The organism is Streptomyces bathyalis, from assembly GCF_015910445.1.
GTDB lineage: Bacteria > Actinomycetota > Actinomycetes > Streptomycetales > Streptomycetaceae > Streptomyces > Streptomyces bathyalis.
Genome location: NZ_CP048882.1, coordinates 4,095,419 through 4,121,769 on the forward strand (window position 1 = coordinate 4,095,419; position 26,351 = coordinate 4,121,769).

22 protein-coding genes and 4 tRNA genes are annotated in these 26,351 nt (G+C 70.1%); 12 read left to right on the forward strand and 14 right to left on the reverse strand.

The window, feature by feature from the left end; genetic code table 11:
• Positions 1-11: 11 nt before the first annotated feature.
• Positions 12-263, reverse strand: coding sequence for a DUF3073 domain-containing protein (locus G4Z16_RS17810; protein ID WP_197351745.1), 252 nt, complete (start codon positions 261-263; stop codon positions 12-14).
• 258 nt (positions 264-521) lie between these two features.
• A complete protein-coding gene (locus tag G4Z16_RS17815) occupies positions 522-1,652 on the reverse strand; it encodes a Leu/Phe/Val dehydrogenase (RefSeq protein ID WP_281393811.1) in 1,131 nt (376 codons plus the stop codon).
• 268 nt (positions 1,653-1,920) lie between these two features.
• On the opposite strand from G4Z16_RS17815, the gene G4Z16_RS17820 reads away from it, so the two are divergent.
• Both G4Z16_RS17820 and bldC read left to right on the forward strand, forming a co-directional pair.
• On the forward strand, positions 1,921-2,796 hold the full coding sequence (locus G4Z16_RS17820) for a DUF8083 family protein (RefSeq protein ID WP_197351746.1): 876 nt from the start codon (positions 1,921-1,923) through the stop codon (positions 2,794-2,796).
• 539 nt (positions 2,797-3,335) lie between these two features.
• On the forward strand, positions 3,336-3,542 hold the full coding sequence (gene bldC, locus G4Z16_RS17825; RefSeq protein WP_027749187.1) for a developmental transcriptional regulator BldC: 207 nt from the start codon (positions 3,336-3,338) through the stop codon (positions 3,540-3,542).
• A gap of 578 nt (positions 3,543-4,120) precedes the next feature.
• On the opposite strand, the gene G4Z16_RS32575 is transcribed toward bldC, so the two are convergent.
• The 3 genes from G4Z16_RS32575 to hrpA all read right to left on the reverse strand — a co-directional run bounded on the left by G4Z16_RS32575 (position 4,121) and on the right by hrpA (position 8,886).
• A complete protein-coding gene (locus G4Z16_RS32575) occupies positions 4,121-4,297 on the reverse strand; it encodes a DUF6274 family protein (RefSeq protein WP_246530920.1) in 177 nt (58 codons plus the stop codon).
• A gap of 298 nt (positions 4,298-4,595) precedes the next feature.
• Positions 4,596-4,670: transfer RNA gene (locus tag G4Z16_RS17830), tRNA-Asp, on the reverse strand.
• Between the two features lie 91 nt (positions 4,671-4,761).
• Positions 4,762-8,886, reverse strand: a complete 4,125-nt coding sequence (gene hrpA, locus G4Z16_RS17835; protein ID WP_197351747.1) for an ATP-dependent RNA helicase HrpA — start codon at positions 8,884-8,886, stop codon at positions 4,762-4,764.
• A gap of 320 nt (positions 8,887-9,206) precedes the next feature.
• Here hrpA and G4Z16_RS17840 point away from each other — a divergent pair, with 320 nt between their 5' ends.
• Both G4Z16_RS17840 and G4Z16_RS17845 read left to right on the forward strand, forming a co-directional pair.
• Positions 9,207-10,208 (forward strand): ABC-2 transporter permease, encoded by a 1,002-nt coding sequence (locus G4Z16_RS17840; protein ID WP_246531314.1) that lies wholly within the window; start codon positions 9,207-9,209, stop codon positions 10,206-10,208.
• 121 nt (positions 10,209-10,329) lie between these two features.
• Positions 10,330-10,539, forward strand: coding sequence for a hypothetical protein (locus G4Z16_RS17845; protein ID WP_197351749.1), 210 nt, complete (start codon positions 10,330-10,332; stop codon positions 10,537-10,539).
• Between the two features lie 118 nt (positions 10,540-10,657).
• Here the strand turns inward: G4Z16_RS17845 and sph are convergent, their stop codons facing one another.
• Positions 10,658-11,713, reverse strand: coding sequence for a sphingomyelin phosphodiesterase (gene sph / locus G4Z16_RS17850; RefSeq protein WP_197351750.1), 1,056 nt, complete (start codon positions 11,711-11,713; stop codon positions 10,658-10,660).
• Positions 11,714-12,027: 314 nt separating this feature from the next.
• Here sph and G4Z16_RS17855 point away from each other — a divergent pair, with 314 nt between their 5' ends.
• On the forward strand, positions 12,028-13,500 hold the full coding sequence (locus tag G4Z16_RS17855) for a VCBS repeat-containing protein (RefSeq protein ID WP_197351751.1): 1,473 nt from the start codon (positions 12,028-12,030) through the stop codon (positions 13,498-13,500).
• A gap of 174 nt (positions 13,501-13,674) precedes the next feature.
• Here G4Z16_RS17855 and G4Z16_RS17860 read toward each other — a convergent pair whose 3' ends face one another.
• Both G4Z16_RS17860 and G4Z16_RS17865 read right to left on the reverse strand, forming a co-directional pair.
• Positions 13,675-14,550, reverse strand: a complete 876-nt coding sequence (locus G4Z16_RS17860) for a geranyl diphosphate 2-C-methyltransferase (RefSeq protein ID WP_197351752.1) — start codon at positions 14,548-14,550, stop codon at positions 13,675-13,677.
• A 57-nt stretch (positions 14,551-14,607) separates the two neighbouring features.
• Positions 14,608-15,666, reverse strand: coding sequence for a family 2 encapsulin nanocompartment cargo protein terpene cyclase (locus tag G4Z16_RS17865; protein ID WP_197351753.1), 1,059 nt, complete (start codon positions 15,664-15,666; stop codon positions 14,608-14,610).
• Between the two features lie 675 nt (positions 15,667-16,341).
• Here G4Z16_RS17865 and G4Z16_RS17870 point away from each other — a divergent pair.
• Together G4Z16_RS17870 and G4Z16_RS17875 are read left to right on the forward strand one after the other, a co-directional pair.
• A complete protein-coding gene (locus tag G4Z16_RS17870; RefSeq protein ID WP_246530921.1) occupies positions 16,342-18,603 on the forward strand; it encodes a phosphoinositide-specific phospholipase C-related protein in 2,262 nt (753 codons plus the stop codon).
• 219 nt (positions 18,604-18,822) lie between these two features.
• Positions 18,823-19,053 carry a hypothetical protein gene (locus G4Z16_RS17875; RefSeq protein WP_197351754.1) on the forward strand — a complete coding sequence of 77 codons (231 nt, stop codon included), beginning with the start codon at positions 18,823-18,825 and terminating at the stop codon, positions 19,051-19,053.
• Positions 19,054-19,153: 100 nt separating this feature from the next.
• On the opposite strand, the gene G4Z16_RS17880 is transcribed toward G4Z16_RS17875, so the two are convergent.
• The 6 genes from G4Z16_RS17880 to G4Z16_RS17905 all read right to left on the reverse strand — a co-directional run bounded on the left by G4Z16_RS17880 (position 19,154) and on the right by G4Z16_RS17905 (position 22,189).
• Positions 19,154-19,378, reverse strand: a complete 225-nt coding sequence (locus G4Z16_RS17880; protein WP_197351755.1) for a hypothetical protein — start codon at positions 19,376-19,378, stop codon at positions 19,154-19,156.
• A gap of 77 nt (positions 19,379-19,455) precedes the next feature.
• Positions 19,456-19,803 (reverse strand): VOC family protein, encoded by a 348-nt coding sequence (locus tag G4Z16_RS17885; protein ID WP_197351756.1) that lies wholly within the window; start codon positions 19,801-19,803, stop codon positions 19,456-19,458.
• A 250-nt stretch (positions 19,804-20,053) separates the two neighbouring features.
• Positions 20,054-20,127, reverse strand: a tRNA-Phe gene (locus tag G4Z16_RS17890).
• A 63-nt stretch (positions 20,128-20,190) separates the two neighbouring features.
• A tRNA-Asp gene (locus G4Z16_RS17895) sits at positions 20,191-20,265 on the reverse strand.
• 39 nt (positions 20,266-20,304) lie between these two features.
• A tRNA-Glu gene (locus G4Z16_RS17900) sits at positions 20,305-20,377 on the reverse strand.
• Between the two features lie 84 nt (positions 20,378-20,461).
• Positions 20,462-22,189 (reverse strand): metallophosphoesterase family protein, encoded by a 1,728-nt coding sequence (locus G4Z16_RS17905; RefSeq protein ID WP_197351757.1) that lies wholly within the window; start codon positions 22,187-22,189, stop codon positions 20,462-20,464.
• A 90-nt stretch (positions 22,190-22,279) separates the two neighbouring features.
• Here G4Z16_RS17905 and G4Z16_RS17910 point away from each other — a divergent pair, with 90 nt between their 5' ends.
• The 5 genes from G4Z16_RS17910 (at position 22,280) to G4Z16_RS17930 (ending at position 26,293) form a co-directional block, all read left to right on the forward strand.
• The gene (locus G4Z16_RS17910; RefSeq protein WP_197354720.1) at positions 22,280-22,642 is read left to right on the forward strand and encodes a metallopeptidase family protein; all 363 of its coding nucleotides are present in this window, start codon (positions 22,280-22,282) and stop codon (positions 22,640-22,642) included.
• 119 nt (positions 22,643-22,761) lie between these two features.
• Positions 22,762-23,214 carry a fluoride efflux transporter FluC gene (locus G4Z16_RS17915; protein WP_246531316.1) on the forward strand — a complete coding sequence of 151 codons (453 nt, stop codon included), beginning with the start codon at positions 22,762-22,764 and terminating at the stop codon, positions 23,212-23,214.
• Complete coding sequence (crcB, locus tag G4Z16_RS17920; protein WP_197351759.1) at positions 23,211-23,585, forward strand: fluoride efflux transporter CrcB; 375 nt, start codon at positions 23,211-23,213, stop codon at positions 23,583-23,585. Before G4Z16_RS17915 ends, crcB begins: the two co-directional genes overlap by 4 nt.
• Positions 23,586-23,654: 69 nt before the next feature.
• The gene (locus G4Z16_RS17925; protein ID WP_197351760.1) at positions 23,655-24,236 is read left to right on the forward strand and encodes a hypothetical protein; all 582 of its coding nucleotides are present in this window, start codon (positions 23,655-23,657) and stop codon (positions 24,234-24,236) included.
• Positions 24,237-24,457: 221 nt separating this feature from the next.
• Complete coding sequence (locus G4Z16_RS17930) at positions 24,458-26,293, forward strand: DEAD/DEAH box helicase (protein ID WP_197351761.1); 1,836 nt, start codon at positions 24,458-24,460, stop codon at positions 26,291-26,293.
• Positions 26,294-26,351: the final 58 nt, after the last annotated feature.

A 26,351-nucleotide genomic window follows, 5' to 3' on the forward strand; every position in this document is an offset into this window, starting at 1 on the left:
ATCTGTGGACGTCAGCTCCGGCGCCGTTGCGCCGAAGAGTCGGAGGACTCGCCCTCGTCCTCCTCGTCGTTGTACACGTCCGCGTACTGTGCGTACGGGTCGTCGTCACGCTCATCGTCCTCGAAGCGGTCGCCGTTCGGCGGCTCGTTCGAGGTCGATGCGCCCAGCTCCTCAGCCAGGCGCGACAGGTCCGTCCCACCGCTGTTGTACTTCAGCTGGCGGGCGACCTTCGTCTGCTTGGCCTTGGCCCGGCCGCGCCCCATGGCTCGACCCCCTCAACGACGGGGCTCGACGGCCCCAGAGTCTTGACACGCGTTCACAATTCAGAGCGGACCCTCGAAGGAGAGACCGGCCCGTAGGGCTTCAACGGTACCTGCTTCCGTGGCCGTACGGTACGCCGCCCGCACGACACGGCCGCCGGCAGACGCGTCCGGTGGCTCTCTCTTCGCTGGTCAGCTCTCATTTTACCGTGCGTCCGAGTGTCGACCCGCCGAGGGGTCGTGAGAAGACCCCCGACGGGCTCAGCTTCCGGACTCCTCGGAGCCTTCACCGTCCGGCCTGCCGCTCGCCATACGCATCTCGGCGATCCGGTCCGCGGCCGCGGCGGGCGGTACGCCGTCCGTCGTGGCACGTTCGAAGATCGAAAGCGTGGTGTCGAAGATCTTTGCAGCCTTTGCTTTGGCACGTGCGAAGTCGAAGCCGAGGAGCTCGTCCGCGACCTGGATCACGCCGCCCGCGTTCACGACGTAGTCCGGCGCGTAGAGGATCCCGCGGTCGGCGAGATCCTTCTCGACGCCCGGGTGGGCCAGCTGGTTGTTGGCGGCCCCGCACACGGCCTTGGCGGTCAGGACCGGCACGGTCTTGTCGTCCAGCGCGCCACCGAGGGCGCAGGGCGCGTAGACGTCGAGCCCGGCGAAGCGGACCAGCGCGGCGGCGTCCGCGACGGCCTCGACATCCGGGTGCGAGGAGCGCACCCGCTCGATCGTCTCCGGGCGCACGTCCGTGACCACGACGCGTGCGCCGTCCTCCAGCAGGTGCTCCACCAGGTGGTGGCCGACCTTGCCGACCCCCGCGATGCCGACCGTACGGCCGCGGAGCGTGGGAGCCCCCCACAGGTGCTGTGCGCTGGCGCGCATGCCCTGGAAGACGCCGTAGGCGGTGAGCACCGAGGAGTCGCCCGCTCCGCCCCGCTCGGGGGAGCGTCCCGTCGTCCAGGGGCACTCACGGGCGATGACGTCCATGTCCTGCACGTACGTGCCGACGTCGCATGCCGTGACGTAGCGGCCTCCGAGGGAGGCGACGAAGCGGCCGTAGGCGAGGAGCAGCTCCTCCGTCTTGACCTTCTCGGGGTCGCCGATGATCACGGCCTTGCCGCCGCCGTGGGGGAGGCCGGCCATCGCGTTCTTGTACGACATGCCGCGAGCGAGGTTCAGCGCGTCCATGAGCGCGGCTTCCTCGGGCTGCTCGTGCCCCGAGTAGGCGTGGAACCTCGTCCCGCCCAGGCCGGGGCCGAGAGCGGTGGAGTGGAGGGCGATGACCGCCTTCAGACCGCTGGCGCGGTCCTGGCACAGCACGACTTGCTCGTGCCCGCCGAGCTCGGACCGGAAGAGAGTCCGCAGAATCCCTGTGCCGCTGGCTCCGTCGGCGCTGATGGTGGGCGCCGGGGTGTGCTGCGGGGAGGGACGTACGTCAGCCACGGTGGTGACTCCTGATGTCGGGTTGTACGCCCTCTTGGTCGCCGTCCGGGCTTGTGGCGAGGACGGCGGGGAGGGCCGGTCGACAGCAGGGTACGACCTGCGCGCGGCCGGATCGTTGCGGTGCCACGATCGGTGGTAGTCAACTGTCCTCGGGGCCCGCCCGGCAGGGCGCGGGCCGGGGCTCCTGCCGGAGCCGTCTTTCCCGAAATCTGGAGGAGAACGCGTGGGTCACCAGGCGTCGGTCATCGTCCCGTACGCGGCGTATCTGCGGGTGTACGAGCCACTGGCCGCGTTTCCCGAACCGGAGCGGGCGCACTGGGTGCGGTACGCGAAGCGGGACCGGGTGCCCACCGCCCAGGACGAGTTGAGGCGTTCGCTGGCCGATCTGCTTCCCGTGCCGCCGGTGGCCGTGCCCGTGCGCGAGAGCGCGGACGCCTTCGTGGCGGAGGTGGACGGAGTGGTCTGCGTCTGCCCCTGGCGGACCCGGCTGCGCGGCTGGCAGGCGCTTGCGGCCCTGACCCAGGCGGCGGGCGAACAGGAGGTCGCGATGCCGCAGACGGTGCTGGACGCGGCCGTGCCGCCGGTCGTCCGCCGGCAGGCCGCCGCGGACTATGAGCGCTGGTTGACCCGCAATCCCGATGCCCGTCCGTGGATCCGCACGGCGCTTTGGCACGTGCCCGTGCGATGGTTCGTTCTTTTTTCTTCGGAAGAGAAAGAGTTTGCGAAGCCCGGAAGCGGTGAGGAGAGCGTTCAGCAGTCCGTCCTCCGCTATCGCACCCCGATGGTGCAGGCGAGGCGCCGCCTCGCTCGTGGCCTGAAGGTTCTCCGCGAGGAGTTGGAGGAGGGGCCGCTCGTCGACGGCCTGGTCGACGTGGGCCGATGGCTGGAGGAATTCCATCCCCGGTCCCTCGTCGAACTGGACTACGGCGGTCTGGCGCACGCGATCTCTGAGGAGCAGCTTGCCGACGACGACTCCGCCGCGGACGTGGCGGAGGGCATCGCGGCACTGCGCGCAGGGGACGGGGAGCGGGCCGGCGTCGCCTACGAGCGGCTCACGGACCGCTGGCGGGCTGTGAGAGAACTGCAGTTCGCCAACTGACAACGCGGGTTCGGTCCGTGGGGTTCACGTACGTGGTTGTGTTCGTGAACTGAACGCGGTCCGGGGCCTACGGGGTGGTGCACGTCACGGACCTCCAGGACCAAGGTCCCGAAAGGGGCCAAAGCCTCAAGCGTGACGGACAGCACTTTCTTGGGCCTTGCTCTCAGAGCACTCCCTCGTGTCAAAATAGGACAAGGAGTTCGACGGGGGCTCCTTCCATCCAACTGTGGCCGGAAAGATCGGTATTGCCCACCTTGGTGGGGCTGATGCCAGTAAGTCACCCTGTGACTGATCGTCACGATGGGGTGACTGTCCGCTATGGGCTGGTCCATCGGCATCCGTTGAGGTTCACCACCTCAGAGGGCAATTCCATCGGTTTGGCCGACGTGGCTGGACAGATGGTGTAGTTGTAGTGCCGAGGACAAGCCGTTCGTCCTATAACCGACTCGGCTCGCGTACGTCCATATCGGGCGGCGTGGGCCAAGGTGCAGAATTTTGGGAAAGAACCGTAAGGTTCGGTTCCTTCGAGGAGGCCGCTCATGACCGCTCGCACCCCTGATGCCGAGCCGCTGTTGACCCCAGCGGAGGTTGCCACGATGTTCCGCGTGGACCCGAAGACGGTCACACGCTGGGCAAAGGCAGGCAAGCTCACGTCGATCCGCACGCTCGGCGGTCATCGCCGATACCGCGAGGCGGAGGTGCGCGCACTGCTGGCGGGCATCCCGCAGCAGCGCAGTGAAGTTTGATCAGGCGAAATAACTGCATATCCGGGCGCATTCGGGGCCCTCATCCCCGATCGACGCCCAAGGCAACAGACATCAGGCCGCTGTCCCCAACGGCGCTTGATCGTTGATCGCGCTGGACTCCGCCGGGTCCGGCGCGATCTTTTTGTGCCCGGATCGGCCGTGTCCGGACTGGTCGTGCCCGGATCTGCCGCATCCGGACGGACCCGCCGGCGAGCGGGAACCGCATGGTCGGAGGCGTCCGACTGGTGCCGCGGGAGGGGGAGTTGGTGCCCGGGCTACGCCTCGTGCGGACCGCCGCGGACACCAATGGGGCGTAGTGCAATTGCACATATTAAATTGGCGGGTGGTGAGAAGGGCGTAAGTTCCCCCACATCCGGAACAGAGTCGGTGACTCCTGTCACATCGGATGCCGGTTGTGGAGAACGATCACTCTCCGATATTGCGACGGGCTCCAGGGCCCGGTTCGCTGCAGCTTCACAGCACATCACCGAACGCCCTTATGCGGAACGGGCGTTGACTAGTTGGACGCGGCCGGCGCATGCGCCGGGCCGGCGCGGGACCCGCCGTGGTCCTTCGGCTCACTCCCTGGGTCCGCCCGCGGGCTCCTGTGCAGTGTGCTCCATCGCCAGGCGCAGCAGCCTGTGGCAGACGGGGCAGTGGCGCGTCACATGCCGGTAGCGGGTGGCTGCCGCCAGGTGAGCACGCAGGAGGGCCCTCGTCTCATGTGGCCGAGAGTCGCGCGGAGTTGTCCCCATTGATGCTCCACCTCCCTTTCGAGAAGTACCGGCCGGACGGTTCGCCGTCAAGGAATCCGGACGGGGGCGCACGGAGCATCGGGCACGGCGCACGGACTGCCTGGGGAGACGCTGAGAGCGCCTGTGACGGCCCGGGCGGGACTGACGGGGCGTCAGTGGCCGGGCTCGTCGTGGAGCCGTCCACGCGCCCTCAGAGCGCCGCTCAGGCGGTTCCGTCCCTCTGCAACAGCGCCGCAGCCCGCCCCCCTGTGTACGGGGACGGGCCGCGGCGCTGACTCGATCTTCTTCTGTTCCTCTGCGGTCCTGACGGGATTTGAACCCGCGGCCTCCACCTTGACAGGGTGGCGAGCACTCCAAACTGCTCCACAGGACCTTGCGTGCACCCGGCGAGCAGGCGCGACCGAGACTCTACAGCAGCCCGCCGAGCGGCGCGAACTCACGTTGTGCGACGGGCTCGTCACCGCTCAGGGCGCCGCCGCATCCACCGCCTTCATGATGCGTTTGTCCGAGACGGAGTAGGCGGTGCCGAGCGCATGGGCGAAGTAGCTTACGCGCAGCTCCTCGATCATCCAGCGGATCTCCAGCGCCGCCTGCGGCACGGGCCGTCCGCGGGGGAACTGCTCCAGCAGCCAGAGGTATTCGTCCTGCATCTCCTTGACCTTGGCCATCCGCGTGCGGTCGCGTTCTGCGTTGTTCGGCATCTGCTGGAGGCGGCGGTCGGCGGCGACGAGATAGCGCAGCAAGTCCGGCAGCCGGGCCGCGCCGTGCCGCGTGACGAAGCCGGGGCTGACCAGGTCGGCGAGCTGACGGCGGACGTCGTCGGCGGAATCCGCGAGGGCAGGGCTCGTGATGCCGCGCAGACGCGTCTCGCACGAGTGCCAGGCGGCCAGCACTTCCTGAACCTGTTTGACCGTCTTGAGCGTGGTGTCGACCAAGTCCGTACGTACGGCGTCGAAAAGCTTCCGGAAAGCTTCCTCGTCCCAGGCCGGTCCGCCGTGCCCCGTGATGAGGCGGTCGGCGGCGGCCGTGACGCAGTCCTCGAACAGCGCCTGCACGCTGCCGTGTGGGGACCGGGAGAGGGCGAGCTTCTGGGGGTTGGACAGCTTCGAGGCGGCGAACTTGGCAGGGTCGGAAGGGATGTTGAGCAAGATCAGCCGGCGCGTCCCGCGCCACATGGCCTGCTGCTGCTCGGCCTCGGTGTCGAAGAGGTGGACGGACACGGAGTCGCCGTCGTCCACCAGCGCCGGGTAGGCCTTCACGGGCTGGGCGCCGACGGGGCCCTTCCCGCCCGACGCCCGGGAACGCGTCTCGAAGACGCGGGGAAGGGAGCCGATCGTCCACTCGGTCAGGCCCGAGCGTGAGGACAGGGCCGGTGCCGCTTCGCCTGATCCGGGCCCGGGTGCGGGCTCCTGTGCCGACGGCGAGTTCGTGTCCCGCTCCCCCGCCTCCTTACGCTGCGCGCGTGCGGACGACTCGAATGCCCGGGCGATGGCGGCCTGCGTCTTGTCCCGCAGCTGGTGCTGCAGTTCCTCCAGGTCCTTGGACTCGGCCAGGGTGCGGCGCCGCTCGTCCGTGACCCGGAAGGTGACCTTGAGGTGGTCGGGGACCTTCTCCGGGTCGAAGTCGCCGGCCTCGAAAGGCACTCCGACCATTCCCCGCAACTCGCGCGCGAGCGTGGCGGTCAGCGGTTCCTGCCCCGGCGTCGCGACGCGCAGGAACCGCGCGGCGAAGTCGGGCGCCGGGACGTAGTGCCGCCTGACGGCCTTGGGAAGCGAGCGGATCAGCTCGGTGACGAGGCTCTCGCGCAGGCCGGGGATCTGCCAGTCGAACCCGGCCGGCGTGATCTGGTTGAGGACCTGCAGCGGGACGTGCACGGTCACGCCGTCGGCGTCAGTGCCGGGCTCGAACTGGTAGGTGACGCGCAGCGTGAGCTGCCCCTGCTGCCACACGTCCGGGTAGTCGCTGCGGCTGATCTCCTCCGCCTGCTCGTTGATGAGCATCGACTTCTCGAAGTTGAGCAGGTCCGGGTCCTCGCGACGCTGCTTCTTCCACCACGAGTCGAAGTGGGCGCCGGACACGACGTGTTCGGGGACGCGCTCGTCGTAGAAGTCGTACAGCGTCTCGTCGTCGACGAGGATGTCGCGGCGGCGCGCGCGGTGCTCCAACTCCTCTACCTCGTCGAGGAGTTTGCGATTGTCATGGAAGAAACGGTGGTGCGTGCGCCAGTCGCCCTCGACCAGGGCGTGCCGGATGAACAGGTCCCGGCACGTCTCCGGGTCGATACGCCCGTAGTTGACCTTGCGCTGCGCCACGAGCGGTACCCCGTAGAGCGTCACGCGCTCGTACGCCATCACGGCGGCCTGCTTCTGCTCCCAGTGAGGCTCGCTGTACGTGCGCTTCACCAGGTGCTCCGCGAGCGGCTCGATCCATTCCGGCTCGACCTTGGCGTTGACGCGGGCCCACAGCCGCGACGTCTCCACGAGTTCGGCGGACATCAGCCAGCGGGGCTGCTTCTTGAAGAGCGACGAGCCGGGGAAGACGGCGAACTTCGCGCTGCGGGCGCCCAGATACTCGTTCTTGTCGGTGTCCTTGAGCCCGATGTGGGAGAGGAGGCCGGCCAGCAGGGACTGGTGCACGGCGTCGGCCGACGCCTCCTGGGAGGACGAGGCAGGAAGGATGTCCATCGCCTTGGCCACCTGGCGCAGCTGGGCGTAGATGTCCTGCCACTCCCGTATGCGCAGGTAGTTGAGGAACTCCGCCTTGCACATGCGGCGGAACGCGGACGAGGACAGCTCCTTCTGCCGCTCGCGCACGTAGCGCCACAGATTCAGCAGGGCGAGGAAGTCGCTGCCCTCCTCGCGGAAGCGCGCGTGCTGCTGGTCGGCCTGCTGCTGCTTGTCCGAGGGGCGCTCGCGAGGGTCCTGGATGGACAGGGCCGCGACGATCACGATCACCTCGCGCACGCACCCGTTCCGCTCGGCCTCCAGCACCATGCGCGCGAGCCGCGGGTCGACGGGGAGCTGCGCGAGCTTGCGGCCCGTACCGGTGAGGCGGTTGCCGCCCTTCGAGGTGCGGGACGCGGGGGAGGCGCTGAACGCGTGCAGTTCTTCGAGGAGTTGGACGCCGGCCTTGATGCTTCGGTGGTCGGGCGCGTCGATGAAGGGGAACTTCTCGATGTCCCCGAGGCCGGCCGCGGTCATCTGGAGGATGACGGAGGCGAGGTTCGTGCGCAGGATCTCGGCGTCCGTGAACTCCGGCCTGGAGAGGAAGTCCTCCTCGGAGTAGAGCCGGACGCAGATCCCGTCGGACGTGCGGCCGCAGCGGCCCTTGCGCTGGTTGGCGCTGGCCTGGCTGACCGGCTCGATGGGCAGCCGCTGGACCTTGGTGCGGTGGCTGTAGCGCGAGATGCGGGCGGTGCCCGGGTCCACGACGTATTTGATGCCGGGGACGGTGAGGGAGGTCTCCGCGACGTTCGTGGCGAGGACGACGCGGCGGTTCTGGTGGCTCTGGAAGACGCGGTGCTGCTCGGCGTGGGAGAGGCGGGCGTAGAGGGGGAGGATCTCGGTGTCGCCGCCGGCTCCCGCGCCCGCCTTGCGGCCCTTGCCGGCGATGCGTTTCTCCAGTGCGTCCGCGGTGTCCCGGATCTCACGCTCGCCGGAGAGGAAGACCAGGATGTCGCCGGGGCCCTCGGACTGCAGCTCGTCGACCGCGTCGCAGATCGCCGTCGTCTGGTCGCGGTCCTTCTCCCCGGTGGCACCTCCCTGGCCGTCAGACTCAGGGGCACCCTCTTCGAGGAGGGGCCTGTAGCGCACCTCCACGGGGTACGTACGCCCGCTGACCTCGACGATCGGAGCATCGCCGAAGTGCCGTGAGAAGCGCTCCGGGTCGATCGTCGCGGAGGTGATGACGACCTTCAACTCCGGGCGTCTGGGCAGAAGTTGCGCGAGGTAGCCGAGCAGGAAGTCGATGTTGAGGCTGCGCTCGTGCGCCTCGTCGATGATGATCGTGTCGTACTGCCGCAGCTCGCGGTCCTGCTGGATCTCGGCGAGCAGGATGCCGTCCGTCATCAGCTTGACCAGGGTGTTCTCCCCCACCTGGTCGGTGAAGCGGACCTTCCAGCCGACGGCTTCGCCCAGCGGTGACTTCAGCTCGTGGGCGACGCGCTCAGCGACCGTACGGGCCGCGAGCCGGCGCGGCTGGGTGTGGCCGATGACGCCGTGGATGCCGCGTCCCAGCTCCATGCAGATCTTCGGGATCTGCGTCGTCTTGCCCGAGCCGGTCTCACCCGCGACGATCACGACCTGGTGGTCCCGTATCGCCTCGAGGATCTCGTCCTTCTTGCGGCTGACCGGAAGCTGCTCCGGATACGTGATCGCGGGCCGGGACTCGCGGCGGGATGCGACCTTCAGCTCGGAGTCGTCCATGGCCGCGGAGATCTCCGCCAGCACCGAGTCGCGCGCCTCCGGCTTGCGGATCTTGCGTGCGCCGTCGAGGCGCCGCCCCAGCCGCTGCTGGTCGCGCAGCATCAGCTCGGGCAGGCGCTCGCGCAGAGCGTCGAAGGACGGGGAGGGGGACGTGGATGTCGGCATACCGGATCCAGGATCGCACTTCACCGAATCCACCGGCCAACCAATTCCCCCCGGCGCCCCAGGCGGTCTCCCGGAGCCCTCGCCGAGGGGCCGGTGAGGGCACCGGTGGGCGCCGCACGCGGACACGGGAAGCGAAGCAGCAAAGCCCGTGAACGGTGCAAATCGGACCTAGGGTGGCGCGCATGAGTGAACCGCGCGAGCCGGAGCCGCACGATCCGCGTGATCCGCAGCCGCCGGACGGCTCGACGGCTCCGGACGGCGCGGACGACTCCCATGCTCCGCCGGGGCGGCACGGTGCGCGGGGCGTGCAGCGCCCGCCGATGGGCGCGCGCTCCGGATGGCGGACCTTCAGGCACACGCCGTTCTTCCCCGCGACCGTGCTGGCGCTCATCGTCGCCGCGGCGGCCGGCCTCTTCGCCAGCTCCTACATCTATGCCATGGCCGACCCCACGCCCCGCACCATCCCGGCGGCGGTCGTGGAACGCCCCGCGGGTGAACGCAGTGCCCGCGCCTTCATCGACGGCCTGGAGAAGGCGCTCGGCTCGTCGCTCAAGGTGCACCGCTACCGCACATTCGCCCAGGCCGAGGATGCCGTCGACGACCAGAAGGTGTTCGCGGTGCTGCGGGCGGACGCCCGGGACCGCGTCGAGCTGAACCTCGCGAGCGCCGCCGGCGCCTCGGTGGCCGAGGTGCTGCAGCAGACCGCGCCGAAGGTCGGGAAAGAGGTGGGCGTGAGCGTGACCGTCAAGGATCTCAAGCCGCTCGGCAGGGGCGACCCGCGCGGACTGACGATCTTCTACATGACGCTTGCCGCCGACGTCATCGGCTTCATCGGCGCGATCCAGCTCACCCTCAACGTCCCGGAACTCACCCCGGTCGCCCGGATCTCCTTCATCACCGCCTACGCGCTGATCGGCGGCTTCATCATCGCCGCGATGGTGGGCTGGTTCCTGCAGGCCGTGCATCTGCCGTTCGTGCACTCCTGGACGATCCTCGCGCTCACCATGTTCACCTCGGGCATGGTCTTCGTGATGTTCAACGCCCTCATCGGACGATGGGCGATGATCCCCACCTGGCTGCTGATGGTGCTCCTCGGCAATCCGTCCTCGGGCGGTGCGGTCTCCTGGCCGCTGCTCCCCTCGGCGCTGGGCGCGGTCGGACGCTGGCTCCCCCCGGGGGCGTCCGTCAACGCCCAGCACACGGCCGTCTACTTCGCGGGCCACGAGCACGCGCTGCCTTATCTGGTGCTCGCCGCGTGGGCGCTGGCGGGCATGGGCGTCTTCCTCGCGCTGGACCACCGGCGGCAGGCCGCGGAGCGGTGACGCGGGGACGACAGGAACGTTTGCGTCACTGAGGCCCAGTCGTCGCAAAATCATCTGTCGCACCGGTCCGCTGAGCTGACATCGTGTCACCAGGCAACTCACTGCGGACGAAGGGAGGGCGATGACGATGGAACCACTCGATCTCGTCAATTCGCTCAGTGCCGTCGTCAGCGCCGTGGCCGCCATCGTGAGCGCCGTCGTTTCGCTGAAATCCTCGAACGGCCGGCAGCGGCCCGCGGAAGCGAACGGTGAGGACGAACTGCCGCCGTGGATGATCGTGCCGAGCGGCAAGCTGAGGGCGTCCGAAGCCCTGTGCCCGGTCCCGGCCTGAGACCGGCGCGAAGCCGGCGCAGCACCTGAGACCCGCCTTCCCGGACCCCGCAGACCGATACCGATCCGACGGACCCCCGGCACACTGGGCCGGGGGTCCGTCGCTGCTCATGGGCGCTCTATGAGGCGGGGCCGCCGATCACCGGATAGTGGTCGGAGAGATTCGTGAACGTGCCCTCCGAGGTCTCCCAGGGTGCGCACTCCTCCTTGATGACCTCGTTCTGCCAGCCGGCGGGACGGACGTGGCCGTTGCGGTGCAGCACGTAGTCCAGGTCGGACCGGCCGCCGTCGGGGTCCCTTCCCTTGGCGATCGAGTTCGTCTGGTGGTCCGAGGAGTAGGGGTGTCCGGTGCGGGCGTCGGCGGGGGCGAGGTCGGCGTTGGCGAGCATGGACGCGTACTCGTCGCCCCGCGAGTCGGTGTTGAAGTCGCCCGCGACCATGACCTGTTCGTCCGCGGGGATCTTCTTCTCGTCGAGGAAGGAGTCGATCGCGCGGAACTGCTCGGCTCGTATCTCCTTCGCCTCGCCGTCCCCGCAGGCCGAGTCGCCCGCCTGGACGTGGGTGCCGACGACGTGCACCTTGGTGCCGCCGACGTCGAGCACGGCATACACGAAGCCCTTGTTGGAGAGGTAGTCGGCGCCGCATCCGTGGTCGTAGACGAACTGTTCCTTGTGGACGATCGGCCACTTGCTGAGGATCGTGACGCCGCCGTCCTCTGGTGCGATGTCCGACCACGAACCGCCCGTCGCGTCCCAGCCGCTCTTGCTGCGGCCCAGCACGGGTGTCTGGTGCGGGTACTGGCCCGCGGCCTTCTCCTGGAGCTTGTCGGAGACGGAGTTCTCGAACGCCTCCTGGAGCACGACCACGTCGTTGCCCTGGAAGAAGTCGGCGTCGGGGATCGCATCTCCCCTGTGGTCCTGGCCCCAGTTGGGATAGATCAGCTTGTTGAAGAGGAACGTGTTGTAGCTGAGCACCTTGAGGCCCGGGGCCTCGGCCGCGGCCTTCTCGCCCGGCCGGGCGGTCGCTTCGGGTGCCGCCGTGGCCGATGAACCGGTCGCCACGAGCGCTGTCGCGGCGAGGGCGCCGGCGGCGGCAAGTCCCTTGAGGCCGCGCAGTCTTCCCGGTCTGCGGGGCGGGGGTGCGGGCGTGGGATCGGCGGATGCTGAGGGTGGCATGTTCGTCTCCCGTGGGGGGGTGGGGATACGTACGACTCATATCCAAGCAAGCAAGCTTGATTCCTGTCACCGTGCTCGCGCGCCAAAGTTGCTTCGACGGGGCCGAGTCGGAGCGGAGTCGGGGCGGACCAAGGGCCGGTCAGGCCGGTCAGGGCCGGACATGGCCGGTCGGGCCGCAACTCGGAGGCGGATCGGGAGGGTTGGAACGTTGCTCCTGATTGAGGACGAACCAGTTGGCGCACAACTTTTCGGGCATGGCGCGAGTCTCACTCGTACCGGCGCCACCAGGCGCATCGGGGGGACTTGGAGGGGCAATGCGCGTTCGCACACTGTGTGCAGTCGTGGCAGGGCTCGCCGTCGCGCTCACAGGAGGAGCGGCATCGGCGACCGGCCAGGCGGAGACCGCCGGGGGGAAGGCGGCGATGAAGGCTTCCGTACAGGAGGACTTCAACGGGGACGGATATCAGGACGTGGCCACCGCGGCCCCCGGGGCAACGATCGCCGGGCAGGCCAGGGCCGGATATGTCGTCGTCACCTACGGCTCCGCGTCCGGGCTCCACGCCGGCAACAGCACGTACATCAACCAGAACACCGCGGGCGTCCCGGGCACGGCGGAGGCCGAGGACTACTTCGGCGCCAAGCTGATCGCCCGCGACCTCGACGGCGACGGCCTCACCGACCTCGCCGTGCGGTCGTCGGGCGAACAAGTCACCAACGGCTACGGCTCGGTGACCGTCCTCTGGGGCCGTACGGGCGCGATCAGCGGGCAGGACTCGGCGACCATCGCGGCCCCGGCCACCGAGTACTGGCAGGTCGGGGCCAACCTGACCGCCGGCGACTTCGACGGCGACGGCAGCACCGACCTGTTCATGCAGTACGGCGACGACTGGGAGTTCCGCTCGGTGCTCTCCGGTCCGTTCACCCGCGACGGCGAGGCGGCGGACGAGCAGCAGATCGACATGTTCACCACCGACAACGACATCTACGTCACCACCGCGGGTGACGTGACGGGCGACGGCATCGACGACCTGGCCACGTTCTACGTCTACCAGAACCATGCAGAGGGCGGCCGGTTCTGGCCCGGCACCGCTTCCGGCCTCTCGACGGACGCGAAGCAGCTGAGCTCAGCGGCCGCCGCGGTCGTCGGCGACTTCGACAAGGACGGCAAGGGCGACCTGGCGACCCGCACGGTCCCGAACGGCATCACGGAAGACCTTCCGTACGACGCCGGCACCGTGAAGATCTACTACGGCACGGCGGACGGCCCGAGCACCACCCGCACCCGGACGATCACGCAGAACACCACGGGCGTCCCGGGCAGCAGCGAGAAGGGCGACCAGTTCGGCGCCCGGCTCGACGCGAGCGACGTCAACGGCGACGGCTACGCGGACCTCGCCGCCGGTGTCCCCTTCGAAGCCATCGGCACGAAGAAGGCAGCGGGCGGCGTCGTCCTGCTGAAGGGACGCTCCGGCGGCCTGAGCGGCACCGGCGCGCAGGCCTTCCACCAGGACACGTCCGGGATCCCGGGCGTGGCCGAGGCCGGTGACCGCTTCGGCGGGGCGGTGCGTCTGCTGGACGTCACGAAGGATGCCAAGGCCGAACTGGCCGTCTCCGCACCGGAGGAGAACAAGACGGGGGCGGTCTGGTCGCTGCGCGGCACGTCGAGCGGCCTCACCGCGACCGGCTCGCTCGCCTTCAACCCGGTGGACCTCGGCACCCCGGCCACCGGCGCAGGCTTCGGCTACGCCTTCTCCAACGAGCCGGGCACGTTCCTCTACGCGCCGTAAGCGGCGGCCGCTCCGGCGGCGAAGTGGACAGCACCGGGTCTGCCTCTCGGCGGGCCCGGTGCCGGTCTGTTGAGTTCTCCGGTGCTCAGGATCCGCGGGGGGATCCGCGTCCCGGCCGGAGCCAGGGTGCGTCCCCGGCACTGCGGCTGGGGACGCACCTCGGGAACGGGAGCGTCACACCCGGTCGGCGGCGATCAGCAGGTACTGGAAACTGCCGTTGCGGTACGCGTTCAAGAAGGTGTCCTCGATGCCCGTGGCCAGGTGATCGGCCTCTCGACGCAGTTCCCAGTACGGAATCGTGGCGGCCGTCAGGTCCTGGACGTGTACGGGGACGAGCCGGTTGCGGGCCATGGCGCGGAAGTACGCCGAGCGGGGATGAATGTCGCAGATGTAGTGGGCGTTGATGAGGGAGACCTCTCGGGAAGCCTGCCCGTAGGTGTCGTTGTAGCAGCCGGTGATCACCACGTAGCGCCCGCCGCGACGCAGCAGCCGCGCGTGCTCCGCGAACAGCAGGTCCAGCTCGACGTACATGGTGGACTCGTTGTTCCAGGACGCCGCGTACGCACCCGAGTCGAACCCGGTGTCGAGCATGTTGCGGTGGTGGTAGCGGACCTTGCCGCCGATGCCGCGCGTACGTGCCTGCTCGTTGGCGAAGTCGGCCTGCTTGGTGGAGAGCGTGACCCCGTCGGCGTGGCAGCCGTACCGCAGGTTCGCCACCACGCTGCCTCCCCCACGTCCGCAGCCGGCGTCGAAGACGCGGTCGGCGGGGGAGAGTTCACCGAGATGGGAGGCGAGCAGCTCGGCCTGGGCGTGTTCCAGCCGGTGCAGTTCGTGGGTGATCCGCTCGTTCCGTTTGTCGGGGTCGGGCTCGTCCAGCACCGACCGGTCCGCCTCCCCCACGCCGTAGTGATGGTGGTAGAGGTCGTCGACCTTTCCGAGTTCGAGGTTGACCGGGTTCTCTTCGGCGTTCCAGTAGTCCGCGACACGGGACTGGTACGTGGACTGATTCGGCACCGTCGCGAAGGTGGTGCCGGTGTGAGAGGTGGCCAACGATGGCTCCTTGCCGTAGTGCGTAGAAGTGCGTCCGGTCGGTCAAGTGGGCTCTGATCACCAGTAGTTGGGCAGGCTGTATCGGTCGGTGTTGGTGGCGTGCCATTCGTGGTTGCCGGACACCCAGGCCGCCAGGCTGCGGGCGTACCTCTCGATGAGGGGCGACGTCGCGGAGGCCAGCGCGGACTCCGTCTCGAACGCCTCCATCACCTGGTTGTGGATCTCGACACTCTTCAGATAGGCGGCCTTGAGACCGCGTTTGTCGTTCGCTGCGACCACCTGGGGCAGGTTCAGGTGCGCCGGGTCGCTCGCCAGCTCCTTGGTGAAGGAGTACAGATCGTTGACGATCGTCGTCGCGTTGCAGGCGAGGGCCGTGATCCGCTGGATCTCGGGCCGGGCGTAGAGCGGTTCGGGCAGTTCGTAGCCGTCGACGGCATCGACGATGGACAGGCAAGGACGGAAGTTGTTGAACTGCCGCATCACCAAGTACTCCCAGATCTGCGGAACATGGCGGGTCTCCGCCCAGGAGGCCTCGGCCAGATAGCCCAGGTGCAGCCTGGCGATGTCGTGCACGAACCGGTCGGTCTGGCTCGGTGTGGCGATGGCCGCGTAGTCCTTCACGGCACAGTGGTACGAGCGCAGCGGTCCGTCGGCCCGCACTCCCCGGCGCCACTCCTCCTCCTGTTCGGGCGGGCCGTGGAACGGGTCGAGGGCCGACTGGGCCACGACGAGCCGGCCGCCCAGGCCGCGGTGCGCGCCGCCCCTGCCTTCGTCCTCCTCGCAGTAGCAGCTGTCGACCATGTTCTCGGCCAGCAGCAACTTGCCGGCGACGGTGAGGCGTTCGAGATCCGCCGCCCCGGGATGCTGGAGGACCACGGCCCGGCCGAACCGGAACTGTGTGAAGTCCCCCGTCCATTCCGCTGGGAACAGGTCCAGCTCTCGTGCCCAGTCCTTCAGCCGCCGGTCGATCTCCGCCACCTTCTCCGGGTCGGCCGGTGCGGCGGGCCTGTACGTCAGTCCGGGGACGGCTCCCAGCCGCCGGCTCGGCATGGCACCGGGGGGTCCGGGAGCGCGGGGCGGTGAGAACCCGGCGGTGACGTTGGTGGACGTGCTCATGGTGCGTACTCCACACGGTCGGTCCGCAGCCCGGCCGAGCTGGACGTTCTCCAGGACTCCGGCTGCGTCGGTACGGGGAATGGCAGGCGAGTGGTGATCGGCCGCGCCTCTCGGGGATGCCGGCCCGGCAAGGGCTGCACCCGGGGTTCGGTTCTCGCGGAGTTCGGTCTCGTGGTCGTCGTCAGTTGGGGCGCGGCGTGTGGGCCGAGGGCCGTGGCACGTTGATCGAGGACGGTTCGGGCGGATCGTCGAGGGGCGAACCCGGGCGCGCAGAATGATCTAAACAAGCGAGAAGAGCAGGCCGGTAGGGCGTGACGGGGTGGTCGCACGCGCGGAGCGCATAAACCGGCGTGACGAGTCAGACGGCGCACGCTGCCCCCCCGCCGCACGCCGTCTCGGTGGCACCCGTGGCACGCGGCGAAGGGGGCACGGTTCTGCCGAGGCCGCCCCCGGTCTGCCGAGGCCGTGCCGTCTTCCTGCACCTGTGTGGCCGCGCCCGCCACCTTCCCCCGTACCGCTGTCGAGCTTCCCCGTACCGCTGTCGAGCTTCCCCGTACCGCTGTCGAGTGGGAATCGGCATGGGGGCGTCCGGATTCGGGAACGCAGCCAGGCCGGGCCCCTGCACCACGGGGCGCTCGCGACCCGGACCGGACCCGGAGAGCTGGAGGGCGGACGATGGCCGCGTCTGGCGCCGTGCGCAGCGAGTTCCTGCGTCGTGCTCACCCCGCGGCGTGGCGGCACGCGCGCTGGGTGAGGCCCGTACGGGTGCTGGCATGCGTGGTGGCAGTCGTGTGCGTCGCGGCCCTCGTCGGTGCTGCGACGCTGCGCGCCACGGTGCTGGAGCGCGGTTACTACCAGGGCGTGCTGGACGACGAGCGTGCGTACGACCGGCTGTACGACAAGGTCCTCGTGGACCCTCGCTCGCACCCCGTCACCAAGAGCCTGCTGTCCCGGCTGCCCGTCCCGGAATCCGTGGTGACGGCCAACCTGAAGACCGTGCTGCCCCCGGCCACGGTCCGGCAGCTGACGGACGAGCAGATCGCCGCCCTGGTCGGCTACTTCCGTGGCGACTCCGACACCCTGGGTGTGTCGGTGAACCTGCGACCGGTCCTCGCGAACGTCGGCGAGCTCGCGCAGGTGTACCTGGGCGATCTGGCCTCCGGGCAACGAGCCTCGCCGGAGTCGGACGTGTCGGCAGCGCTCGCCCGCCTGGACAAGGCCCTCGACAGGATCGCGGAGGGCCGCAAACCGGCCGACCTGCCCAAGGTGGAGCTCAGCGACCGCGCGGTGGACACGGTGAGTTCGGCCTTGCTCTCCGGCGTGCCTTCGAAGGAGCGTGCCTCGCTGCGACCGCAGGTCGAGGGGGCGCTCGCGGTGGGTGACGCGGGCACGGCCCTGGCGGCCGCCGGGCCGCATCTGCCCGGCAGCAAGGCCGGCAGCGGGGAGGAGAGCCGGAGGGACCTGCTCCGCATGGCCGACGGCGGCCGCTGGAACGCCGTACGGGACCTGAAAGGCGCGGGCTTCGAGACGGGCGCCCTGGAGTCGGCACGCGACGCCACCCGCTTCATGCAGGGTCCGGCGCAGACGCTGTCCGTCGTCGTCGGAGGTCTCGCCGTCGTCTTCCTCTGGGTGTCCGGACCTCCGGGGCGGCGGACACGCCGGCTGCGTACCGTCGGCTGGATCCTCGCCGTGGGCGGCGCCCTGCCGGCGGCTCTGTTCTGGGCGGTGCGCCGGGGTGCCGACGACCTGCTCTGGCAGGCTCCCGCGACGTGGCCGGCGTCGCTGGCCGGTCTGGTGGAGGACCTGGAGCGCAACGCCCTCGCCACCTTCACCACCGCGGGACTGTCGGCGGCCGTCGTGCCGTTCGCCGCCGGCGCGCTGCTGGTGACCGCGACCTACGTACGGGAGCGCCACCGGGCCCTGCGCCGTGCCCTGGTCGCGATGACCCGGCGTACGCGCACACGTCTGGTGGGCATCTCCTCGGTCGCCCTGGCGGCTTCGGTCGTGCTCGGCGTCGTGTTCGCCCCCAGCGCGGCAGGCGGCCCGGAGAGGACGTACTGCAACGGATCGGCCGAGATGTGCGGCCTCCGCTACGACGAGGCCGCCTATCTGACGACGCACAATTCGATGTCCTCGACCGCCGACCGGTTCATCAGCCCTCTCCAGGACGGCGACATCAGGACCCAGCTGGACGACGGCGCCCGCGCGCTGCTCGTCGACACCCACCTCTGGGAACGCTCCGAACAGGTCGCCGAGCGGCTGAAGGTGTCCGACTTCGCACCCCGCATGCGGGGGAAGGTCGCGGATCTCATCGACAGGACCGGCCCCGCCCGGCCCGGTCCATGGCTGTGCCACGCGGTCTGCCGCGCCGGCGCGGTTCCGCTCGTCGACACGTTGCGTGAGATCCGCACATGGATGGACCAGCACCCGGGGGAGGTGGTCACGCTGATCGTCCAGAGCGGCATCACCGGCGATCAGACGGCCTCCGCGTTCCGCAAGGCGGGTCTGCAGGACCTGCTGTTCACCCCGGACCGCGACCCGAAGACCCCGTGGCCGACGCTGGGCGACATGGTCGCCGACAACAAGCGTCTGGTGGTCTTCTCGGAGGGTTCGGGAGGGCCCGCCGCCTGGTATCGCGGCTTCTACCGGTACGGAATGGAGACCCCGTACGACTTCCGTGATCCCCGGAAGATGAGCTGCGCACCCAACCGCGGTGGTACCGGCAAGCGGCTCTTCCTGCTCAACCACTTCATCACGGACGCGGGCGGCAGCCGCCTCGACGCCGGCCAGGTCAACGCGAAGGACTTCGTGCGGGACCGCGCCCGCCGCTGCGGGGCCGAACGTGGCAGGCCCGTGAACTTCGTCGCCGTCGACTTCGCCAATGTCGGCGACGCCCGCGGAGCGGTGGCCGCCATCAACGCCGCACGCACCCGCTGAGGTCCCCGGGGGGAGTCAGGGAACTGGGAGGGCCCGGAACTGGGAGAACCCGGAACTGGGGCGCGCGCCCTGAACAGGGGGCGCCCGTCTCACCGACGTACGGCCGTCGGGTCCCCGTCGTCAAGCCGGCGGGAATCCGACGCAGTTCGGTGGGGACCCGACGCGAAAACGCGGCGTGCCTGGTTGCCCCAGAAATCGAACATACGATCTACTCGGGGTATGGATGCCAACGCCTTCCCTCGCGATCTTCTGGAGGCCCAGACGGCCTGGTACACCACGTACTGGCGGCTCGCGAACGCCGCGTCCAGCCACGGCACGACCGAACACAGGCGGCGCCTGCAGCAGCTGTCCCGGCGCATCGCCGACCACCCGTACTGGCGGACCACCGCCGGTACGCCAGAGGCCCGGATGGCGCTCAAGGAGATTGCCCGCACCCATGCGCGGCCGTGATGCTCACCGCCCGGCAGGAAACTCGTCCGCCATGCGCATCAGTTGCCGGCTGCGTACGGGCGCGTCGGGGCCGTAAGGACCGCCAGAACCGCAGTTGTCATCACGCAGGTTGGCGTACGAAGAGCTCCAAGTGCCCGCAGTTGGGGCAGCGGTGAGCCTCGATCTGCCAGCGCTGGCGGCCCATGCGCTTGGCGCCGCCGAAAATGCCGCGCTCCAGCGGACCGGCGATCCATCGCGCGTACCCCCGGGAGTGTTCTCCGGAATCCTCGATGAAGCCCGGCTCGAGACCGTCGGTGTCGCACTGGGTGCAGCTCACGTTGTCCATCGAGGGAGTCTAGAAGGGCCGTAGGCAGTCCCACGGATGTCACCCAGCAGTCTCATCCCAGCAGTCCCAGCACCGCTTCAGAGGTGGGCCGGCCCGCCGCCGAAGCCGATCTCGTTGCCGTCCGGGTCGCGGAAGACGGCCTTGCGGACCCCGTTGTCGTAGGTCTCACGCGCGACGGGCTCCAGGCCCCTCTCCGAGATCTGGGCGATGCGGTCGTCGAAGTCGTCGACGAAGACGGTGTGCATGGCATGACCGGCATGCTCGGGCCGCACCTCGATGACCAGGAACCGGTGGTCGGCGAGTTCCCATACCGCCTCGGTGTCGTCGGGCACGAACGAAGGCGGAGTGCCGAGGAGTTGCTCGTACCAGGCCGCTGCCCGGGAGTAGTGACGGACGGGGATGCCGGCGAAGAGGTCCACTGCCACCACGCCATGCTAGTTCTCCCGGCTCAGGCCCAGCCGCCCAGAGTGCAGGTCAACTGGCGCGGACCGGGACCGGGGTCGACCCGGCGACCTTCCGCCTGGACGCCGGTTGCGTCGTCTCGTGGGCCTTCAGCTGATCGACTGCGCACGACTGTTACCGGTTCGGCGAGCGGCCGATGTCAGCAGGTGATGTCACAGGCAGTAAAACGCCCCCTCCGGTGACCGGAGGGGGCGTTCTCGCTGTTCACCGTTGTGGCTGGGGCCGGGGTCGAACCGGCGACCTTCCGCTTTTCAGGCGGACGCTCGTACCAACTGAGCTACCCAGCCCGGGATCCAGGGGCGAAGCCCCCGGTCGGGATGGCCCTCAGGAGGCGAAGCGACCCGAGGGAGCGGTCCTGACGGGATTTGAACCCGCGGCCTCCACCTTGACAGGGTGGCGAGCACTCCAAACTGCTCCACAGGACCAAGCATCGCGCGAGCACCAGTCTCGCACAGGGTGGTGCGTGCCCCCAACGGGATTCGAACCCGTGCTACCGCCTTGAAAGGGCGGCGTCCTGGGCCACTAGACGATGAGGGCTGATGGCCCACCTGAGCGCTTCGCTGAGTCAGCGCGTCGGGGACGTGAGAAGCATATGGGATAGCGGAGCGTTCGCCAAAACGGTTACGGGGAGTTCGCCGGGGACGCCGCCGGCGTGGGCCCGGGGGAGCTGAACGTGGGGCCGGGCGAACCCGAGTCCGGACCGGAGCCCGGCGAGCTGGATCCCGGTGAGGGCGAGGGCGAGCGCCGGGGGTCCACCTTGTCCTCCGCGAGGTGGCGGGTGACCTCCGCGGTGGTCAGGCCCAGCCCGCCGAGGGTGATCTCGTCCCAGGCCTGCAGCTTGCCGTCGTCCCGGCCCAGGTAGAGGACGGAGGCGGAGACCTTCTGCGGTTTCTCCTTCTCCACCGCGCGCAGGCCGCCGCCGCCCGTCGAGCCCTCGATCATCAGCCGGGTGTGCCGCGGCAGCCGCTCCTGGGTGCGCTGGTGGGTGTGTCCGGCGAGAGCGAGCGGCACGAGACCGTCGGTCTGCTTGACCAGGACGGGGTTGTGGGAGACGGCGATGTCGACCGGAGTGTCCGCGGCCTTCTGGGCGCGCAGCGCCAGGGCCAGGCGCCGTCCCTCCTTGCGTTCGCGCGGGTCGCCCTGCGGCTTGACGGAACGGTCCGGCGTGAACTGCGGGTCGCCCCAGCCGGCGAGGCGCAGCCCGGCGACGTTGAGCGGCACACCGTCGTCGAGGACGTGGACGTTGCTGTCCTTCTTCTTCGCGAGCTTCTCGAACGCCTTCTGCGTCTCGGCCGAGTCGTGGTTGCCGCGCACCCAGATGTACGGGGCGCCCAGGTCCGTCACGGGTTCGAGGAAGCCGTTCTCGGCGGAGGTGCCGTGGTCCATCGTGTCGCCCGTGTCGATGATCGCGTCGATCTCGTACTGCTCGACGAGCGACTTGATGATCTGCCAGGCGGCCGGGTTGAGGTGGATGTCCGAGACGTGGAGGACGCGGGTCGTGGAGGGGTCCGGCTCGTAGGCGGGGAGGGTGGAGGTCGCCTCGTAGAGCTTGGTCACATTGGTGACGAGACGCGCCAACTCCCGCTGGTAGATGTCGAAGTCGGTGACGATGCTGCGCGCGTTGCCGACGACGGAGGGCGCGCTGGCCAGCAGCCCGGAGAACTTCGGTTCGAGCACGGACTTCGGGTTCCACGTCGCGTAGGCCGCCGCCCCGGAGACCGCCAGCAGCGCGAGCGCGAGACCGCTCGCCGCGAGGGCACGGCGGGGACGCCGGTAAACGGCGAGCCCCAGCACCCCGGCCCCGACGACCACGGCGACGGCGGAGCGCAGCGCGAGGTCACCCGTGCCCTTCTGCACGTCGGAGGTGATCTCGCTCTCCAGCCCTTCGAGCCGTTCCGGATGGTCGACGAGGGCGGAGGCCCGCTGCTGGTCCAGCTGGTCGACATCGACGTCGAGGCGGAGCGGAGCCGCGTGGCTGCGCAGCTCCAGGGCGCCGAGCGGCGAGACGTTGACCTTGGTGCCGCCCGTGAGGGAGGGCCGCAGCGCCATCTTCGTGTCCATGGGGCCCACGGGCGCGTCGATGCCGCCGACGATGAGCAGTCCCAGCCAGGCGCCGGCGAGGGTGGTCGCGACGAGTCCGAGGGCACGTACGTACGGGCGCGGGGCCGGTCCGAGGCCGAGCGTGTACGGGGACGCGGCACGTGCCGCGCGGGCGCTCCGGGTGCCGCCGGCCTCCCGAGGGCGGAAGAGGCGATTACGCAGGAGGGACACGGGGTTCGGGACGGACGGTTTGCGTACCCATTGCGGCAGAGAGAGCGGTTTACGGGGCTTCCTGGCATCGCGGCCCATGAGGCCCCCTATGCCCGTCGGGCAGCGCACCTATGCGAGCTGCCGGTACCGGCCGTGCACGGCGGAGCTGCGGTGGCCGACAATGGCCGGGTGCTGGAGATGACGCGCGAGGACTTCGAGGAGCTGGTGGCCGAGGCGCTCGACCGCATTCCGCCCGAGCTGACGCGGCTGATGGACAACGTCGCGGTCTTCGTCGAGGACGAGCCACCGGCGGAGGACCCGGAGCTGCTCGGCCTCTACGAGGGCACGCCGCTGACGGAGCGGGGCGAGTGGTACGCGGGCGTGCTGCCGGACCGGATCACGGTCTACAGGGGCCCGACGCTGCGCATGGTGGGCGGTGAGGACGGCGGCCGTGACGGTGTCGTCTCCGAGGTCGAGGTGACCGTCGTCCACGAGATCGCGCACCACTTCGGCATCGACGACGAGCGGCTGCACGAGCTGGGGTACGGGTGAGCGCAGAGGGCGGGCCGGACGGGGACCCGGCGGGAGGACCGCGCGGCCCGGAAGACTGCGGCCGGCCCCTCTCCGCCGGTCCGCCGCCGTGGCAGGAGGCCGTCGATCCCGACGTCGACCTGCACGTACCGGCTCAGCGGGCCGAGGCCGCGGGCCGTCACGGGCTGGTGGTGCTCGCCGTCATCGGCGCGGGGGGCGCTCTGGGCTCCCTCGGCCGTCACGCGCTCGCCCTGTGGCTTCCGGCCCGCGGCGCCACGGGGTTCCCGTGGGGGATCTTCGTCGTCAACCTCTCGGGCTGTGCCCTGATCGGCGTGCTGATGGCCCTGGTCGGCGAGGGCGGTCGCGACGCCCGTGCGCCGGCGCTGCTGAGGCCGTTCCTGGGCGTCGGCGTGCTCGGGGGCTTCACCACCTTCTCGACCTACGCGGTCGACGCCTCGCATCTGCTCCGGGCGGGGCCGCACGCGGTGCCGATCGCCGGCGCGTATCTCGGCGGGACGCTGCTGGGGGCGCTGGCCGCGGTCTGGGCCGGTGCGGCGGCCACGCGTGCGCTGCTGGAGGTGCGTGGGCGGTGACATGGGTGCTGGTGGCCGTGGGCGGCATGGTGGGCGCCCCGCTGCGGTATCTGACGGACCGGGCCGTACAGGCGCGGCGCGAATCGGTCTTCCCCTGGGGCACCTTCACGGTCAACGCCGTCGGTTGTCTGATGCTGGGCCTGCTGACGGGCGCCGTGGCCTCCGGAGCTGCCGGTTCGCGGATCATGGCGTTCCTGGGCACGGGGCTGTGCGGGGCGCTGACGACGTACTCGACGTTCTCCTACGAGACGCTGCGGCTGGCCGAACGGGGCCGCGGGGGGCTGGCATCGGCGAACGCCCTGCTGTCCGTGCTGGTCGGTCTGGGTGCCGTGTTCGCCGGACTCGCCCTGGCACGCGCCGTGTTGGCGTGACCTGTTGCGCACGGCGGCAGTTGAGCAGAGGGCTCGCCGCTCCCGTTTCCGGCGCCTGGAGGTTCCCCCGTGCGCTCGTCCACTTCCCCGTTCCGTTCCCGGGCCGCCCTTTACCGGCCAAGTCCCGTCCGGCTGACGGGAGTTGGCGAGCGTGCCGCTCGTACGGTCGCCGGAGTGCTGCTGCTGGCCCTGCTGCAGGGATGCATGACGGTGCACGGGGACGCGGGTGGAGGCAGCGACGAGCGGCGAGGCGGAGGCTCCTCCTCTGACGCGGGCGCGGGGGGCGAGGTGCCCGAGGGCGGATTCTCGGGCAGCGTGCTGCGGCACGGTGAGGGCGCGCGCGGCGGCGAGGACGCCCGGCGCGCGCACGGCTCCCACCGGGCACGCCACGGCCGCGACGCCGACGGGAAGGACGGCGGCGGCAAGCGCCGGGCGGAGGACGGCGGCAAGCGGCACCGCAAGAACGGGAGCGGCAAGTCCGGTGCGGGGCACGACAGTTCGCGTGACACCCCGAAGGCCCCGGACTCCCCGGCGTCCCCTCGCCCTCCGCGTCCGAAGCCGCCCTCGCCGCCGAAGCCGAGTGTGCCGAAGCCCACTCCCACCCAGTCGCGGCCCCCGTCGGAGGCCCCGACGTCGCCGACCAGCCGATAGTCTCCTCCCGAGCGCCCGCGCAGCCCTCGTGATCTCATTTGCGCAGCGCCCTGCGGGGTGCGTATGCTGGTTGATCGTTTGATCCCATTTGCCCGGCGCCCTTGCAGAGCGCGCCGCGTGGCGCGTTTCTCTCAGCCGTGGCTGACCGCATAGAGGCGGTCGTTTGCGAATTCACGGAGTCTGAGCGCGTGCTGCTGAACTCCGGAAGGTTCGCACTTCGCATGTCTGTTGCCTCGATCGACGCTGTCCTGCCTCAGGACGAGGACACCGTCACCTTCGCCGATCTCGGGCTCCCCGAGCCCGTGGTGCGCAAGCTCGCGCAGAACGGCGTGACCATCCCCTTTCCCATCCAGGCCGCGACCATCCCGGACGCGCTGCGGGGCAAGGACATCCTCGGCCGTGGCCGCACCGGCTCCGGCAAGACCCTCTCCTTCGGGCTGCCGCTGCTGAACCGCCTGGCCGGCGGCCGCACTGAGCGCAAGCGCCCCCGCGCCGTCATCCTCACGCCCACGCGCGAGCTGGCCATGCAGGTCTCCGACGCGCTCCAGCCGTACGGTGACGTGCTCGGCCTGAAGCTCAAGGTCGTCTGCGGTGGCACGTCCATGGCGAACCAGATCACGGCTCTGGAACGCGGCGTGGACATCCTCGTCGCCACCCCCGGCCGCCTGCGCGACCTGATCGGGCGCGGTTCCTGCTCTCTCGAGGACGTCGAGGTGGCCGTGCTCGACGAGGCCGACCAGATGTCCGACCTGGGCTTCATGCCCGAGGTCACCGAGCTGATGGACCAACTGCCCCAGGGCGGGCAGCGGATGCTCTTCTCCGCCACCATGGAGAAGGAGATCGACACGCTCGTCAGGCGGTACCTGGACACGCCCGTGGTGCACGAGGTCGACGCCGCCCAGGGCGCGGTCACGACCATGAGCCACCACGTGCTCGTGGTGAAGCCGCGTGACAAGGCGCCCGTGACCAACGCGATCGCCTCGCGCAAGGGCCGCACGATCATCTTCGTGCGGACGCAGCTCGGCGCCGACCGCGTTGCCGAGCAGCTGCGCGAGGGCGGCGTGGGCGCCGAGGCGCTGCACGGCGGAATGACGCAGGGCGCCCGGACGCGCACCATGGCCGACTTCAAGGACGGCAAGGTCAACGTGCTGGTCGCGACGGACGTGGCGGCCCGCGGCATCCACGTCGACAACATCGACCTGGTGCTGAACGTCGACCCGGCCGGCGACCACAAGGACTACCTGCACCGCTCCGGTCGTACCGCCAGGGCGGGGCTGTCCGGCACCGTCGTCTCGCTGGCGCTGCCGCACCAGCGGCGGCAGATCTTCCGGCTGATGGAGGACGCGGGCGTCGACGCCTCGCGGCACATCATCGGGCGGGGCGACGTCTTCGACGAGGAAGTGACGCGGATCACGGGTGCGCGTTCGCTGACCGAGGTGCAGGCCGACTCGACGGCGAACGCCGCCAAGCAGGCCGAGCGCGAGGTCGCCAAGCTCAGCAGGCAGCTGGAGCGTGCGCAGCGGCGCGCGACCGAACTCCGCGAGGAGTCCGAGCGGTTGACGGCACGCGCGGCGCGCGAGCGCGGGGACGACCCGGAGGCCGCCGTCGCCGAGGCCTCGGCGGCTCTGACCGCGGAGGTCGAGGCCGAGGTGCAGCGAGAGCTGCGCCGGGAGCAGCGCCGCGAGGAGCGCGAGCAGCGCGACCGTGAGCAGCGGGACCAGCGCGAGCAGCGCCGGGACGGGAAGCGCGACGAGCGCGGCGGCGACCGCGACCGGCGTGACGGTGGGCGTCCGGCCTACAACCGCGGACGGGACCGCGACAGGGACCGGGACCGTCCCCGTGACGGCCGCGAGGCCCGCCCCGCGTACAACCGCGAGCGCCGCGACGGCGATCGCAACGGCTTCCGCCGCGACGACCGCCGCCCCTCTTCCTCGTACGGCCGGGACGCCCGTGCCCACGACGACAGGCGCCCGTACGGCCGCCGTGACGATCACCGCGGTGGCGGCCGCCAGTTCGACCGCCGCACCGACAAGCCGCGCTGGAAGCGCAACGGATGACGGCCTTCTGACACCTCCCCAGCACGAAGGCCAATGCCTTCGAAGCCCGGCGGCCTGC